21 protein-coding genes are annotated in these 15,216 nt (G+C 42.2%); 2 read left to right on the top strand and 19 right to left on the bottom strand.

The genetic code is table 11. The features are described 5' to 3' along the window. Window positions 1–31: 31 nt before the first annotated feature. The 14 genes from rpsN to rplC form a co-directional block, all read right to left on the bottom strand. Window positions 32–301: a 30S ribosomal protein S14 gene (gene rpsN, locus ABIC84_RS10590; RefSeq protein ID WP_090529250.1), complete on the bottom strand. Its 270-nt coding sequence runs from the start codon at window positions 299–301 to the stop codon at window positions 32–34. Beyond that, window positions 294–857, bottom strand: coding sequence for a 50S ribosomal protein L5 (rplE, locus tag ABIC84_RS10585; protein ID WP_091215970.1), 564 nt, complete (start codon window positions 855–857; stop codon window positions 294–296). The genes rpsN and rplE overlap by 8 nt, the downstream gene beginning before the upstream one ends. Then, the gene (rplX, locus tag ABIC84_RS10580; RefSeq protein ID WP_090529257.1) at window positions 857–1,186 is read right to left on the bottom strand and encodes a 50S ribosomal protein L24; all 330 of its coding nucleotides are present in this window, start codon (window positions 1,184–1,186) and stop codon (window positions 857–859) included. Before rplX ends, rplE begins: the two co-directional genes overlap by 1 nt. 1 nt (window position 1,187) lies before the next feature. Next, complete coding sequence (gene rplN / locus ABIC84_RS10575) at window positions 1,188–1,556, bottom strand: 50S ribosomal protein L14 (RefSeq protein ID WP_090529260.1); 369 nt, start codon at window positions 1,554–1,556, stop codon at window positions 1,188–1,190. A gap of 1 nt (window position 1,557) precedes the next feature. Beyond that, the gene (gene rpsQ / locus ABIC84_RS10570) at window positions 1,558–1,812 is read right to left on the bottom strand and encodes a 30S ribosomal protein S17 (RefSeq protein WP_091166929.1); all 255 of its coding nucleotides are present in this window, start codon (window positions 1,810–1,812) and stop codon (window positions 1,558–1,560) included. Window positions 1,813–1,837: 25 nt separating this feature from the next. Continuing rightward, complete coding sequence (gene rpmC, locus ABIC84_RS10565) at window positions 1,838–2,047, bottom strand: 50S ribosomal protein L29 (RefSeq protein ID WP_090529266.1); 210 nt, start codon at window positions 2,045–2,047, stop codon at window positions 1,838–1,840. A 124-nt stretch (window positions 2,048–2,171) separates the two neighbouring features. After that, window positions 2,172–2,594, bottom strand: coding sequence for a 50S ribosomal protein L16 (gene rplP / locus ABIC84_RS10560; RefSeq protein ID WP_090529269.1), 423 nt, complete (start codon window positions 2,592–2,594; stop codon window positions 2,172–2,174). 50 nt (window positions 2,595–2,644) lie between these two features. Beyond that, window positions 2,645–3,517, bottom strand: coding sequence for a 30S ribosomal protein S3 (gene rpsC, locus ABIC84_RS10555; protein ID WP_090529273.1), 873 nt, complete (start codon window positions 3,515–3,517; stop codon window positions 2,645–2,647). 6 nt (window positions 3,518–3,523) lie between these two features. Next, on the bottom strand, window positions 3,524–3,952 hold the full coding sequence (gene rplV, locus ABIC84_RS10550; RefSeq protein ID WP_090529276.1) for a 50S ribosomal protein L22: 429 nt from the start codon (window positions 3,950–3,952) through the stop codon (window positions 3,524–3,526). Window positions 3,953–3,958: 6 nt separating this feature from the next. Continuing rightward, on the bottom strand, window positions 3,959–4,225 hold the full coding sequence (gene rpsS, locus ABIC84_RS10545) for a 30S ribosomal protein S19 (protein WP_022832979.1): 267 nt from the start codon (window positions 4,223–4,225) through the stop codon (window positions 3,959–3,961). Then, a complete protein-coding gene (gene rplB / locus ABIC84_RS10540; RefSeq protein ID WP_090529279.1) occupies window positions 4,225–5,052 on the bottom strand; it encodes a 50S ribosomal protein L2 in 828 nt (275 codons plus the stop codon). The genes rpsS and rplB overlap by 1 nt, the downstream gene beginning before the upstream one ends. Window positions 5,053–5,060: 8 nt before the next feature. Next, window positions 5,061–5,351, bottom strand: a complete 291-nt coding sequence (gene rplW, locus ABIC84_RS10535) for a 50S ribosomal protein L23 (RefSeq protein ID WP_090529282.1) — start codon at window positions 5,349–5,351, stop codon at window positions 5,061–5,063. Between the two features lie 2 nt (window positions 5,352–5,353). Next, a complete protein-coding gene (rplD, locus tag ABIC84_RS10530; RefSeq protein ID WP_090529285.1) occupies window positions 5,354–5,986 on the bottom strand; it encodes a 50S ribosomal protein L4 in 633 nt (210 codons plus the stop codon). Between the two features lies 1 nt (window position 5,987). Beyond that, window positions 5,988–6,605, bottom strand: coding sequence for a 50S ribosomal protein L3 (gene rplC / locus ABIC84_RS10525; protein ID WP_090529696.1), 618 nt, complete (start codon window positions 6,603–6,605; stop codon window positions 5,988–5,990). 416 nt (window positions 6,606–7,021) lie between these two features. On the opposite strand from rplC, the gene ABIC84_RS10520 reads away from it, so the two are divergent. After that, on the top strand, window positions 7,022–7,228 hold the full coding sequence (locus ABIC84_RS10520) for a hypothetical protein (protein WP_426584810.1): 207 nt from the start codon (window positions 7,022–7,024) through the stop codon (window positions 7,226–7,228). Between the two features lie 165 nt (window positions 7,229–7,393). On the opposite strand, the gene ABIC84_RS10515 is transcribed toward ABIC84_RS10520, so the two are convergent. From ABIC84_RS10515 to ABIC84_RS10500, 4 genes are all read right to left on the bottom strand, one after another. Next, window positions 7,394–8,860 (bottom strand): hypothetical protein, encoded by a 1,467-nt coding sequence (locus tag ABIC84_RS10515; protein ID WP_429263552.1) that lies wholly within the window; start codon window positions 8,858–8,860, stop codon window positions 7,394–7,396. Window positions 8,861–8,975: 115 nt separating this feature from the next. Further along, entirely contained in the window at window positions 8,976–10,688 is a 1,713-nt protein-coding gene (locus tag ABIC84_RS10510; RefSeq protein ID WP_429263551.1) for a hypothetical protein, read from the bottom strand. Between the two features lie 275 nt (window positions 10,689–10,963). Then, complete coding sequence (locus tag ABIC84_RS10505) at window positions 10,964–11,383, bottom strand: OsmC family protein (protein WP_426584802.1); 420 nt, start codon at window positions 11,381–11,383, stop codon at window positions 10,964–10,966. A gap of 205 nt (window positions 11,384–11,588) precedes the next feature. Continuing rightward, a complete protein-coding gene (locus ABIC84_RS10500; protein WP_429263550.1) occupies window positions 11,589–12,767 on the bottom strand; it encodes a hypothetical protein in 1,179 nt (392 codons plus the stop codon). Between the two features lie 255 nt (window positions 12,768–13,022). Between ABIC84_RS10500 and ABIC84_RS10495 the strand changes: the two genes are divergently transcribed. Continuing rightward, window positions 13,023–13,490, top strand: a complete 468-nt coding sequence (locus ABIC84_RS10495; protein ID WP_429263549.1) for an SRPBCC family protein — start codon at window positions 13,023–13,025, stop codon at window positions 13,488–13,490. A 232-nt stretch (window positions 13,491–13,722) separates the two neighbouring features. Here ABIC84_RS10495 and ABIC84_RS10490 read toward each other — a convergent pair whose 3' ends face one another. Next, window positions 13,723–14,997, bottom strand: coding sequence for an IPT/TIG domain-containing protein (locus ABIC84_RS10490; RefSeq protein WP_429263548.1), 1,275 nt, complete (start codon window positions 14,995–14,997; stop codon window positions 13,723–13,725). Window positions 14,998–15,216 lie beyond the last annotated feature (219 nt).

The following is a 15,216-nucleotide window of genomic DNA, read 5'->3' as shown; positions in this document are numbered from 1 at the left end:
ACGCTTTTCGCATTTTGCTTTCAGCTTTTGCTTACCAGCTTGCTTTTTTCACTCCCGGGATCTTGCCTTCAAGAGCCATTTCACGGAATGTAACACGTGAGATGCCAAACTGACGCATATAACCACGAGGGCGGCCGGTTAATTTGCAACGGTTGTGCAGTTTTACCGGTGATGATGCTTTTGGTAATTTATCTAAAGCAGCGTAATCGCCGGCTTCTTTTAAAGCAGCTCTTTTTTCAGCGTATTTAGCTACTAATTTTGCGCGCTTTACTTCACGTGCTTTTACACCTTCTTTAGCCATTGCTATTTTGATTTTTAAATGGTAAACCAAATTGTTTCAACAACTCCAATGCTTCAACATCGTTTGTTGCGGAGGTTACAAAGGTAATATCCATACCTTGAATTTTATTGATTTTGTCAATATTTATCTCAGGGAAGATAATTTGCTCAGTAATACCTAATGTATAGTTGCCGCGGCCATCAAAACCTTTATCGTTGATGCCTTTGAAGTCACGGATACGTGGCAGGGCTACAGCGATTAAACGATCCAAAAACTCGTACATTGTGTTGTCACGCAGGGTAACACGTACGCCAACCGGCATATTTTTACGCAATTTAAAGTTTGAGATATCTTTTTTAGATTTTGAAGATACTGCTTGCTGACCAGTGATGGTAGTTAACTCGGTGATGGTGTTTTCGATCAATTTCTTGTCGGTAGTTGCACCACCTACACCCTGGTTAATGGCAATTTTCTCCAATTTAGGAACCTGCATTACGCTTTTGTACTGAAATTTATCTTTCAGCGCGGTGCGGATCTCTTCCTTGTATTTTGATTTTAATCTTGGTACGTAAGTCATTACTTAATTTCCTCCCCTGATTTTTTTGCTACCCTTACTAATTTGCCGGCGTCATTTTTTTGACGGCCAACACGGGTTGTATTACCTGTTTTAGGATCAACCAGCATTAGGTTTGAAATATGTATAGCAGCTTCTTGTTTAACAATTCCGCCGTTAGGGTTAGCAGCATTAGGTTTAGTATGTTTTGATACCATATTGGCACCTTCAACAATAGCCCTGTTCTTATCTACCAAAACCTCAACGATTTTGCCTTGTGATCCTTTTGAATCGCCGGCGATAACTTTAACCAGGTCGCCTTTTCGGATCTTTAATTTTACTTTCTTTTCCATGTTACAATACCTCCGGTGCTAATGATACAATTTTCATAAATTGTTTCTCGCGCAGTTCCCTTGCAACAGGGCCAAAGATACGTGTACCTCTTGGCTCGTCCTGGTTGTTTAACAACACAGCTGCGTTATCGTCGAAACGGATATATGAACCGTCTTTTCTGCGGATCTCTTTTTTAGTGCGTACAACTACGGCTTTTGATACGGTACCTTTTTTCACGTTACCTGATGGTAAAGCGCTTTTTACGGTAACCACAATTTTATCGCCGATTGATGCATACCTTTTACCGGTACCACCCAATACACGGATCACTAAAACTTCTTTAGCGCCGCTATTGTCGGCTACTGTTAATCTTGATTCCTGTTGTACCATCTTATTTAGCCCTTTCTAAAATTTCAACTAATCGCCAGTTTTTGGTTTTGCTCAGCGGGCGGGTTTCCATGATCAATACTGTATCGCCTACGCCACAAGTATTGGTTTCATCATGAGCCATAAATTTGGTAGTCTTTTTTACGAACTTACCGTAAATAGGGTGTTTCACCTTACGTTCAACGGCCACAACGATAGATTTCTCCATTTTGTTGCTAACTACGAGGCCGGTACGTGTTTTTCTTAAATTTCTTTCCAATTCCATTGTCTGAATGTTTAAAAAATTAATTCTTTTCAGAAGCGGCCGCCGCTTTACGTTTTGTTAATTCAGTATTTAACTGAGCAATTCCTTTGCGTACTTTGGTTATACGGGACGGGTTCTCAATAGCCGAAACTGCATGAGCAAATTTCAATTTGGTAAGGGTAGCCCTTTCCTCGCTGATCTTAGCAACAATCTCTTCAGTTGATAGGCCCAAAATTTCTGAGTTCTTCATTTTTCTTTGTTATTTGTTGTCTGTTGGTAAGTTTAAACGTTGTATTGTTTTTATTTGAATGGTGAAATTCGGCATCTAACTTCACAACATTAAAACTTTACAACTCTTCAACTAACTCCTCAATTTATGCTTCTACGTAATCCCTACGTACAATAAATTTAGTTTGCACCGGTAATTTCTGTGCTGCCAGGCGTAAAGCCTCTTTAGCAACTTCCAAAGGCACACCTTCGGCTTCAAAAATGATCCTTCCGGGGCGTACTACCGCAACCCAGTATTCAGGAGCACCTTTACCTTTACCCATACGTACCTCTGCAGGTTTCTTGGTTACAGGTTTGTCAGGGAATATCCTGATCCAAACCTGTCCTTCACGTTTCATAAAACGTGTTACAGCGATACGTGCAGCCTCGATCTGACGGCTGGTGATCCATGCCGCTTCGAGTGATTTAACACCAAAAGATCCGAATGAAAGTTCAGCACCACGGGTGGCTAAACCTTTCATCCTGCCTTTTTGCATCTTTCTGAACTTCGTTCTTTTTGGCTGTAGCATTTTCTTAAGCTTTTATATCGTTATTCGATATTTGTCTTGTACTTTAATTATTATCTCTTACCTGGGCCACCCGGACGGTTTCCACCTTGTCCACCCGGACGGTTTCCACCTTGTCCGCCTGGACGGTTACCACCGCCACGACGATCGCCACCTGGTTTCCTGTCGCCACGACGCTCACCGCCGCGCTCGCCGCCTCTTTCGTTACCACGGCCACCAAAGCCTGGTGCACCGCCCTCTGGCCTGCCACCTTTGCCGCTTGCGCTGCTGGTACCGCCAATGTTTGGAGAAAGATCGCGTTTGCCATAAACCTCGCCTTTGCAGATCCAAACTTTAACACCTATTTTACCATAGGTAGTTAATGCTTCTGCTAATGCGTAGTCGATGTCAGCACGGAAAGTGTGCAAAGGAATCCTGCCTTCTTTATATTGCTCGCTACGTGCCATCTCAGCGCCACCTAAACGGCCTGAAGTCATTACCTTGATACCTTCGGCACCCATACGCATGGTTGCAGCGATTGTGGTTTTCATGGCACGACGGAAAGAGATACGTGCTTCTAATTGTTTTGCAATGCCTTCTGCTACTAATTGTGCATCAAGCTCAGGGCGTTTGATCTCGAAAATGTTGATCTGAACTTCTTTCTTGGTAAGTTTTTTCAACTCTTCTTTGATCTTGTCAACTTCCTGACCGCCTTTACCGATCACAATACCCGGACGGGCAGTGTGGATAGTTACGGTAATGCGTTTTAAAGTACGCTCGATAACTACTTTAGATACACCACCTTTAGCAATACGAGCTGAAAGGTATTTGCGGATTTTTTCGTCTTCAACTAATTTATCGGAGTAGTTGTTGCCACCGAACCAGTTAGAATCCCAACCTCTGATGATTCCTAACCTGTTACCTATTGGATGTGCTTTCTGTCCCATTTCAAATTAATTGTTATCGTTTTTACTATCCACAACAAGTGTTACGTGGTTTGAGCGTTTGCGGATACGGTATCCCCTTCCTTGCGGAGCAGGGCGTAACCTTTTTAACTGACGGCCACCGCCTACAGATACTTCCTTAACAAAAAGGTTGCTGTCTTCAACACGTTTGCCTTCGTTTTTTGCTTCCCAGTTTTTGATAGCTGATAACAAAAGTTTCTCTACACGAATAGCAGCTTCTTTGTTAGTAAATTTCAATATGTATAACGCTTTCTCAACGTTTTCACCGCGGATCAAGTCAACCACCAAACGCATTTTGCGCGGTGAAGTTGGGCAGTCCTGTAACTTAGCAACAGAAGCGCCGCCTACAAGAGCTTTCGCAGCTTCTTTTTGTTGCCTGATCAGTACAGACTTTTTAATTTTTGTTGTTGCTTCCATTGCCTGTTATTTTTTCTTTTCTGCGTGTCCGCGGAATGTACGGGTTGGGGCAAACTCTCCCAGCTTGTGTCCAACCATGTTTTCTGTTACGTACACAGGGATAAACTTGTTACCGTTGTGTACTGCGAATGTATGACCAACGAAATCAGGAGAGATCATGGAACGACGTGACCATGTTTTTACAACTGATTTTTTATTTGCATCATTCAGTACCATAACTTTCTTATCTAAGTTATGATCGATGTAAGGTCCTTTTTTTATTGAACGAGCCATTATTTCTTCCTTCTTTCAATGATGTAACGATCCGATGTTTTCTTCTTGTCACGGGTTTTGTAGCCTTTAGCTAATAAACCTTTACGTGAACGTGGGTGACCACCTGAGGCACGGCCTTCACCACCACCCATAGGGTGATCTACCGGGTTCATAGCTACACCACGTACCCTTGGCCTGCGGCCTAACCAGCGTTTGCGGCCGGCTTTACCTAACACAGCGTTTGCTCTTTCGCCATTTGAAACGGTACCGATAGTTGCCAAACAAGTTGACAGGATCATGCGGGTTTCGCCTGAAGGCAATTTGATGATAGCATATTTGCCATCACGTGCTGATAATTGAGCGTAAGTACCGGCGCTGCGGGCAATTACACCACCCTGGCCAGGGTTTAACTCAATGTTGTGAATGATCGAACCAAGAGGGATATTCTTTAATGGTAAGGTATTACCTACTTCGGGAGCTGCTGTTTCGCCTGCTGTTACAATTGTACCAACTGTTAAGCCTTCCGGAGCAATCATGTACCTTTTCTCGCCATCAGCAAAGTGTAGCAGGGCTATACGTGCCGAACGGTTAGGATCGTACTCGATAGTTGCAACTTTTGCCGGGATATCAAACTTATTACGTTTAAAATCAATTAACCTGTATGCTTGTTTATGACCACCACCTAAGTAGCGCATAGTCATTTTACCGCTGTTGTTACGACCGCCTGATCTTTTGTTTGATGCTACAACCAACGATTTTTCAGGAACGTTTGTTGTGATATCTGAATTAGATACATCAACTCTGAAGCGGGTACCCGGGGTAACCGGTTTAAATCTCTTTACTGCCATTTCTATAATTATATATTGCTGTAAAAATCAATTACTTCTCCGTCCTTCAACGTAATGATCGCTTTTTTGTAAGTAGCTGAACGGCCCTGAACGGCGCCTGCCTTAGTATTGCGAGTTTTAAGTTTGCCGACGTATTTCATGGTGTTTACCGCCGTAACGTTTACACCGTACATTGCCTCAATGGCACTCTTGATCTGAATTTTGTTAGCCCTGTGATCAACTTTGAAAGCATAACGGTTAAGCTTGTCAGTTAACTGAGTAACTTTTTCAGTAAGTAGGGGTTGTTTTAAAATTTCCATAATTACTTAGCTAATGCTTCCTCCAAAGTTTTAACAGCACCTGTAGTTAACAACAGCTTGCCTGCGTTTAACACATCATAAGTGTTAAGCTGCTCAACTGAAATTACTTTGCTTTTCTTCAGGTTCCTGCTTGATAAATACACATTGTTATTTTCGGCAGATGCTACTACTAATAATGTTTTTTCATTAGTAACATTCAGATCGGCCTCCAATTTAATGTAGTTTTTAGTTTTGATGCTATCAAAGCTAAAATCCTCTAACACTAAAATATTGTTATCTTTTGCTTTGTATGATAAAGCTGATTTACGGGCCAGTGATTTAAGCTTTTTGTTTAATTTGAAGCTATAATCGCGTGGTTGCGGACCGAATACACGGCCACCACCGTTAAATAATGGTGATTTAATACCACCGGCACGGGCACCGCCTGTACCTTTTTGTTTGTATAATTTGCGGGTTGAACCTGCAATTTCATTACGCTGTTTTGATTTGTGTGTACCCTGACGCTGGTTAGCAAGAAATTGCTTAACATCAAGATAGATAGCGTGATCATTTGGCTCAATACCGAAAACCGACTCAGGAAGCTGCACCTTGGCACCTGTTTCTTTACCTGATACGTTTAATACGTTAACTTCCATCTTATTTATCCACTATTACGAATGAACCCTTAGCTCCGGGGATGGAACCTTTAACTACTAACAGATTCTGCTCCGCGAAAACCTTAACTACTTCAAGGTTTTGTATTTTAACACGGGCGTTTCCGGTTTGACCTGCCATGCGCATACCTTTAAATACACGTGATGGCCATGATGACGCACCCAAAGAACCTGGCGCACGTAAACGGTTGTGCTGACCGTGAGTTTGCATACCCACGCCGCCAAAACCATGACGTTTTACCACACCCTGAAAACCCTTACCTTTTGAGGTACCTACCACGTCAACAAAATCTCCCGCAGCAAAAATGTCGACAGTAACGGTGTCGCCTAATGCTTTTTGATCTTCGAAAGTTTTGAATTCAACCAGTTTACGCTTTGGAGCGCTACCGGCTTTCTGGAAGTGTCCTTTTAGAGGGGCAGAAGTGTTTTTTTCCTTTTTGTCGCCATACGCTAACTGAACAGCAGCGTATCCGTCTGTATCCACAGACTTAACTTGTGTTACCACGCAAGGGCCAGCTTCGATTACTGTGCAGGGAATGTTTTTCCCTGTTTCGTCGAAAATGCTGGTCATTCCTACTTTTTTACCAATAATTCCTGACATTTTTTTAATTGTTTTTGTGCCCATCGAAGCAGTAGGGCTTCGTTCAAGGCATATTTCTCCCCCGAAAGGGACGGCAAAGATAGAAACTTTGTATTAATTATCAAATAGTTAGTAAGTTATTTTTTTATAATTTTTGCATCCGCGTTTTAACATATGTTTGAAAGGTATTTGGCTAAGCATTAGCCGGTTTGATTTTTTGACTTTTCACAGCCATTTTGGAAGGTATGCTACCGCATCACCCGGTTGACGGCGTAAAACTGAAGATGGGCCGGAGAAATTTTTAAAGATTGGGGGGATTAAGGGGAAGGTTACTATAGCCCATATCCGCTATGCCGACTACAATAATTGCCATCCTAATGATCAGGGCTTAAATTTAATGATTGGAATTTCATAAATTTGAATTTTAACTTCAGATAATGGATACTTTACTTATAGAAGTAACTAATCAAAACGCATATAACCTGCTCAGGGAGCTTGAAAAGTTGCATTTGATCAAAGTTCTCAAAAAGACTTCCTCTCCTAAAATAAAGTTATCAGATAAATTTGCTGGCAAACTACCAATCGCTGATGCTGAAAAACTCCGGGAACACATTAAACAAAGCCGTAAAGAATGGGATATTTGATTGATAGCAACGCTATAATTGATTATCTGAGCGGCAATCTACCTGAAAAAGGTATGCTTTGGATGAATGATGTAATCAATGAAACTCCTGTTGTTTCCGAAAAATGAAATCTTCCTGCTGTCTCTATTAAGGCTTTTCTAAATATTCAGTTCTATTTTATCGCAACTATTTTTTTTGAACAAGTGCATTACCTTGCGCAAACAAACTAAAGCGCACACCGCCGCGGGTTTCAAAACTGCCTTTTTTTATTAATTGCCTGCTTTTCAACAGTTCAGAAAGTTCCTGGGGTTGATCTTCAACGGAATATGTAAGTACCCACAAACGCTTAACGGCATACGGACAATGCGTATTTAAAAGGCTATCCTTATAGATTACATCAAGCCGCCCATCTATACCACCTAAATCTTTATAGTATTTTACCGGTAAGCCTGTTAAGTTGCCGGTATAAAGGGCATCGCCTTTTTCAAATTTTTTATTGATGGCTTCAATCCCCCTTTTAATATCATCATGCTGCGTGTAAGGTGGCTGGTGTATAAATACAACCCTGGCCATTAATGCCGGAAGCAGTAAAAAGATAAAACCGACGGCTTTTCCAAATCTCAGATGAGATAGCCTGGTGACTAAGAACTCATAGCTAAATACGCACGTAATGACCAGGCCAGGGGTTAAGTACAAATATAAGCGGGTTTCAAATGGATATAATTTAAGTCCGGATAAAACAAGATGGACGCAAACCGGCAGTAATGTTAATATCATGAGATCGTATCTTCTGTACCTAACCAACAGTATGACACCCAGGCCGAATAATATCATAATACAGCTCCCGATAAGCTGCCCGAAGTAAAAAAGAAAATAAAAAATGCCGTGAAAGCGACCTGCCATCCACCCCCAAAACGACGAATCAAAGGGCATAAAAGCACCTGCATTTGACCAGTACCCAACCATTTTATGTTGCGTTGGATGGCTATAGATAAACACAAAATAATATAAAGCGAAGAAAACACCCCAACATAAATTGGTGATTATAAAATGCCTGTCCAGGGGCTTATTTTCCGATCTTGATTTATAAAACAGGTATACATCAACCGTGAGCAGGATAATTGGTGTGATGTTGGAGAGATATATGCAGATTAAGCCCAGTACCAAAAGCTTATAGTAAAACCCCTTTAATGCTTTCTCCTCAATCAACAGATAATAGAATATGGTGATTACCAGAAGATCGACAATATACTGCTTGGCCTCGCTTGAGTAATAAATTATAGTTTGATTAAAAACAACCAGGCTCAATCCTAAAATAATGCTGTAAATGCTTTTGAAAAGCCTGCTTAGGATCCGGGCAAACAGGGGCAGGAACGCCAAATAGCAGATAAGCGGAAATACCTTAAGTGCATAATCTGATTTGGGCACGAGAGATATAAATGCTTTTTGAATAAGCAGGAATAACACAGGCGCAACTCCATTGTAATCAAGGGGACGGAACAGACCAACAGCATTACGGTGTATTAAATTAAGGGTTAATACAGCTTCATCAAGCCATACGCCCCGGTCGCTTAAAAATTGAATCCCCGCTAATACTATTGCAATTATAAAAAGGGCGTATAAAACAAATCTTTGGGTTAGGTATCTGTTCACTTACATTCCGGGTTAAGGCTTTTAGATTTGAGCCTAATCTACAAAAGTATTTAGATTTTTCCCCGAAAGCTAACCAACAAAAACCGGCACCGCACCTGTCGCCCGGAACATTGCCCTAATTCATAACCACCGAACTCGCAGGCACCTCATCGGCATGCGAAAACGAGCGCGTGAAGCCCGCCTTGTAATAAGGCAACTTTTCGGCACGGTTTTGCGCCTTTAAACTTTGGTACATGCCCAGCATCGACCAGCCGTTACCCGGGTTACGTTCCAGGTCTTCGCGGAAAACTTTTTCGGCCTGCGGGTTATAATCGGTTTTGAGCAGGTAGGCACCCAGGAACTGCCGTGCCGGAATAGGCCACTCAGCAGGCTCCGAGTAAATCATGTTATCCTCTGTCTGCACTGCTTTTTTTAATGCCGCCATACCATCATCAAACTTATTGCGGCCGAGCAAAATAGCACCATCCAATATGTTTTCGGCAACAGTGGCGCCATCCAGTGCGATATTAAAAGGAATATGCCGCTGTTTTAAAGAGGCGTCATCAAGCCTGCCACGCAATAAAGCAAGCTGGGCCACGGCCGAATCCTGCCCGCCCGTATACAGAAATGCCATTCCGCGGGCAAAATGGTATAACACCCGCGCATAGGCCCAGTCGCGATTGGGGCCAACGCTGTCTTTGAGCAGTTCGTGCCATTTGCCAAGGCGCATCATGGTAAATACCGGCATCATGTACAGATATTGCGAATAAGTATCACCTGCCGAAGGTTTTACCGCATTGCGGCAGCGTTGGGCCGCTTCCATCCCCCGCTCGTACATAGCCCCGTTAAAGGCACAAAGTGTTTCGACAGCGTAAAAGTGAGAGTTTATTTTTGTGAGCTTTAAATTGGGCGCCAGGGCGGCATAATTAACAATACATTTGGCTGCTTTTTCATTAACGTCAACACCCTGAAAATACAAACCATTGCGCTGATAAACATGACTGGCCATATGCACCATATGCCCGATACCGGGGAACAACCTTTTTAATGCCCCTGCATTGGCCAGCGCGGCGCCGGGGTTACGCGAAGCCTCGGTTAAATGGATATAATAATGCAGCGCCGCCGGGTGCTCCGGATTGGTATTTAAAACGCCTTTGCACAAGGTAACCAGTTCGGCGGTCCAGGGTTTATCGGTACCGTCGGGCGCCCAAAAATCCCAGGGGTGAATGAGCATTACCGCGTCAATATACAGCATCTTAAGGTCGGCATCGGTTGGGTAGGCCTGCATCAGTTTCTTCAGATCCTGTGCATAAGCTTCATTGTCGCTTGCGTTGGTGCCGCCCTGCGGGTAACGAAGGTTCATCGCCGCTATCAACGCTTTTTCCTTTTCGGGAGCACTGCCGGCAACGGCGTTCATTTGTTTCAAAACAGCAGGCAAACCGGCAGGCGCAACATAAGGTCCGCCGGCGTTATAGTAAGGGCCCAGGCTTAAAGCCTGCCCCCAGTAAGTCATAGCGGCCGAGGGGTCAAAACGCGATGCTTCTTTGAACGAGGCAAATGCCTCCTTCATGTGGTAGCTGTAATACATAGTTAAGCCCTGGTTAAAGTAAAACCGGGCGCTATCGTTACCTGTAGCTATAGCATAGCTGTGATGTCCCCAGCCGGGTAAGCGCTGTATAAATTTGCCATTCCCCGCTGTATCTGCATCCTGCACTATCCCCGATCCGCACATTACCGGGATTACTGGTTTTGTTTTGCCCGATACTTTTAATTTTTTTCCCTGGAACGCAAATAAATAGGTAGCGAACAACACCACAGGGAACACAAATAACAGCGATACCTTTTTCATGTTCGACTTTTTTAAATGAGGACTATAATTGGCAGGTATGAAAACCTATACTAATATAAGGTATTATAGGCAGGAATGGATGAGGGAATTGAATTGGGTTGGATAGTATATTTTGTTGAGCCGAAGGCAGATAAATGTAAATTAAGAAGTAGCGGTGAAATTTATATTATTCCTAATCTCAACCAGTGAAGGGTATTAAAAATGACGGCATCCATCATAAAAACAAAGGACCGGCTTCACCGGTCCTCTGAATAGCATACCCAAGCAAAATTTACTTAAGCGTAAATTACATTCAGTGAAATAGGCACATTCAAAGCTTTGGAGATGATACAATTTGCTTTTGCACCTTCAGCAATTTCTTTAAACTGTTGCTCACTAAGACCTTCAATAACAGTAGCTTTCAGGTTTAAAGCTATAGCTGTTATACTTAATGCCTGCATATCCAGGTCAAGAATGGCATCGGTAGTCAGATCACCAGGGGTGTAACCGGCCTGTGTCAATGCTGCGCCAATCGCCATCGTAAAACAACCGGCGTGGGCCGCTGCAATCAGTTCTTCAGGGTTGGTACCTACGCCCTCGGCAAAACGGGTTTTGAAAGAATATTGTGTTTTATTTAATACGGTGCTTTGAGTAGTGATCTCGCCCTTACCATCCTGTAAGGTACCGTTCCAATGTGCATTTGCTGTACGTTTCATGATTTTGTTTTTTGTTGTTGTCTCTTCCGACAGAACAAAAGTACCGTTGTCAATCGCATGAAATTTTAACCTGGGTTAAAATTGGAATGGAGGATTATCAGGGGATTGTCAAGTGTTTTGAAGTGGCTTGTTGTTCAATTCATTTCACTCAATTATAGTGATGGTAATCAAACCATTACTTCTGTCGAAATTCAGCTCTATAAACTCAAGGCCTGTTTATCACGTCTTTCTCCCATTTTTCAAACATCCTCTTCTCAAAATTATCCAAACCTTTAATTCTGAATAACCCGAGCAGGAGTAAAAACAGCGTTGCTCCGATGGTAAATGATCCGCCAATCCATGCAAGCTTATTACCATTCCGTTTTTCAAACGATTCGTAAACAGGCGAAAGCATTGTTTGCTCTCCTTCAGCAACATCATCGCGCGAGTTTATGGCCGCCTCGTAGTTGGCTACCTCATTATCATTAGGTAAGCGGGCCAGGTATATAAATTTGTTTAACGGCTTGTATTTGAAAGCGGTGTCGCAATCTTTTGCAAACTGACTGAAATAGGAATTCTTTTCACTCGTGGATAAACTATTGCTGATGGTTTTGTGGTATTTAAAAACAAACCACGCGGCGGGCTCTATTTTGGGGATTATAGGCTTTATCTTAAATTTATAACTCCGGGTTACAACCGCTAACGCGCCGTATTTACCGGCATCCCCATATTTAGGCATTACCATAGTAGGATTGACATAACGCATCATCATTATCGAGTCGGCAGGTAATTTTTTTAAAAACAACATATTGCGCAGCGTATCATTAATGATCACCAGTGTTTTAGGGTTTACCCTGTTTCGCATGGCAGCTATCTTGCTGGTATCGGGAAAAACACGGTCAAAAACCGGCACCGCTGCATAAGCATCCATATTAAAATCTACGTTATTTTTACCGCTAACAGAAAGGATAACCTTAAAGTGGGCCATATGCTTGTTAGGATACTTCTGTTTAACGGTATAGTACTTAGTCTGCGGCACATAGTGTACCTCGCTTATGCTATCCAGACGGGTTAGCTTACCGGTAGCTGATTCAAGATAATTTTGCGCGATACAGATAGGTACAGCAAATGTAAAACCGCCTACCATTAACAAAATAGTTATTGGATCACGACTGGTTGCTTTATATGCCTTTAATTGCCTCAACTTAGGAAAAAGTAAAAGCTGTGGCAAAACAAGACCTACAATCCCGGGAATAAGAAAATCGGCGTCTTTATCTTTCAGCGTAAAAACATTAAACCTGATAAGCAGCAGCCAATGCAAAAAGGTATAAATAATTATGGTGCAAAGGCCTATAAAAACAAAGGGTAAAAAAATGTACTTAAACTTAGCTTTGAACTGGCGCATGTAAAGTTCAGGTTGTGATCAATAAGTTTTAAATATACTGAACGAAAAATCACAGGCAAAAAATTGTTCTGATTTATCAAACACTTGCGGTAGCGCCGCCGTGACACACACCTATACCCTCAAAATGAGGCAATAAAAAATTTTCAGAAAAAATTGCGTAACTCAGAAGTTACCTATACATTTACGTAACTTTAAAGTTACCCATTTTAACAAGGCCTGTTAAATAATGAATTATTCAACTTAAAGATCAAAAAAATGACAACTACAGATTTCACAACAACCTTATTGGTAAACCAAAGCCCTGAAGAAGTTTTTGATGCGTTAAAAAATGTCCGGGGATGGTGGTCAGGCTTGCATTCGGAAATATTTGAAGGCGAGTCGGAAAAACTTGGCGACGAGTTTTCATTCTTTGCCGGCGACGGGGCGCACTACACCAAACAAAAACTTGTTGAATTGGTCCCCAACAAAAAAATAGCCTGGCTGATTACCGATAGCAAGCTAACTTTTACACAAAACCAAACCGAATGGACCGGCACCAAACTTTGCTTTGACATTTCTGCCGAGGGCGATGCCACAAAAATTGTATTCACCCACGTTGGCCTGGTGCCGGAGTTTGAATGTTATCACGCCTGCGCACCGGCATGGACACAATACATCCAGGAGCGGTTGCTAAACTGGATAAATACAGCCACGGCAAGCAAAACAATGTCAGCGGCGCAGTAAGGACTTAATTTAATACTGCTTATTTCATAGCATCAGCTTTGCGCGAGCAGCAAGCGTGGCAAGCTGATGCTATACTTTAAATTACCGCGAATAAATTTTAAAAACTCTAGGCTCAATTACCAGCATGCCCGTTTTGTCCATAACATTACCTCTATTTATTGAATAACTATTGATGAACTGCCGTTCAGGCTACTTAATTGCAATTATATAAAACCAATCGTTTCACTCCAGCCTAATTAAAGGTGACCTTGCTTATTTTGTGTACCCCGGAGTTCACTATATAAAGATTTCCGGTAGAATCAAAGGCAAGCCCCAAAGGACGATTGGTAGTGGCTGTTCCAAGAGCGCCGTTAACAATGCCATTTGTTGTATTTCCGGAAATAAGGGTTATCGCCTGGCCTAATTTATTGAGCATCCTTATCCTGTAGAGATGGTTTTCAAAATCAGCATCGCTAAAAAATATATTACCTTCTGCGTCTGATACCAATGATTGAGGACCGAATATTTGTGCATTTGCTCCCTCGCCATCGGTAAGGCCAAATGTTCCATTACCGGCAACTGTACTAACTTCGCCCTCGGGAGTAATTTTACGGATTCGGAAATGATCGGCATCAACTATATAAACATTACCTGTTGGATCGGCAGTTCCTCTGGTCATAACACCAAACCTCGCAGCATTTCCTTTCCCGTCAACATATCCCTGCTCTCCGGTTTTACCACCTGCAATAATTGTAGCAACTCCTGCGGGAGTGACCTTAAACACACAACCGCCACTGCTTAGATAATACAAATTTCCTGCTGCATCAATAGGTAAATCAATTGACTGAGAACCTAATTTTGCAACGGCTCCAGCACCTTCTGCTAACCCTGTACTGGTAGCACTACCAGCTAAAACAGATACATTTTTTCCAGGCGATACTTTCAATATCGTGCCTGCAACTGGCATGTATAAATTGCCCTGTACGTCGGCAGCGAAACCGGTGAAATTACTCACAGAGGTATTAGTGTAATATACCTCTTGCGCACCCGGTTTTATTTCATACACGTTAGTACCGTCGGCACCAAACATACGTCCTGTGCCATCAAACTTAATTTGATCAATATTTATAGCTCCAAGAGATGCAAAATCAGTCATTGCTCCTGTTCTAACAGTAAAACCTGTAGCCGACGCCGCCTTTTTTCCGTTACTAAGTAATTCTATTTTACCGGTGGCTGCCGTTGCGGGTACCGTTGCTACAATTTGGGTTGTTGTTACCGAATTAATTTTGGCAGTAACACCGTTAAACGTAACAGTATTGTTAGCTATAGTGGTGTTAAAGTTTGTCCCTGTTATAGTTACCACGGTATTGGGTAAGCCTTTTGCAGGAGCAAATGCTGTTATGGTAACCGGCAATTCGGGATTAATGGGTGGCTTGGGTTGCGATTTTGAACAGGAGATGAGCAAAATTGAAAAAGCGGATATAACAACGAGGTTTGAAATTGCTTTTACCGGATAAAAATTGTGCATATATAGTTTATGATTGGTTTAGGTAACAAATGTAGCTATTTATTAACGGAGATAGATACAATCAAGTACTGACACCATCCTGTCAGTGTTCAATTTTTGAAAAACAGGTGTTCAACGTTTTATTGGCAAAATTCACAACTAATTGACTATCAGCATCAACCTGTTCAAAACAGCGAATAGATGATTTTACAGATTTTATAAACAACTGATTATCAACAA

Origin of the sequence: Mucilaginibacter sp. 3215 (genome assembly GCF_050433785.1) — a bacterium.
Lineage (GTDB): Bacteria > Bacteroidota > Bacteroidia > Sphingobacteriales > Sphingobacteriaceae > Mucilaginibacter.
This window is presented reverse-complemented; position numbering and strand designations above follow the sequence as displayed.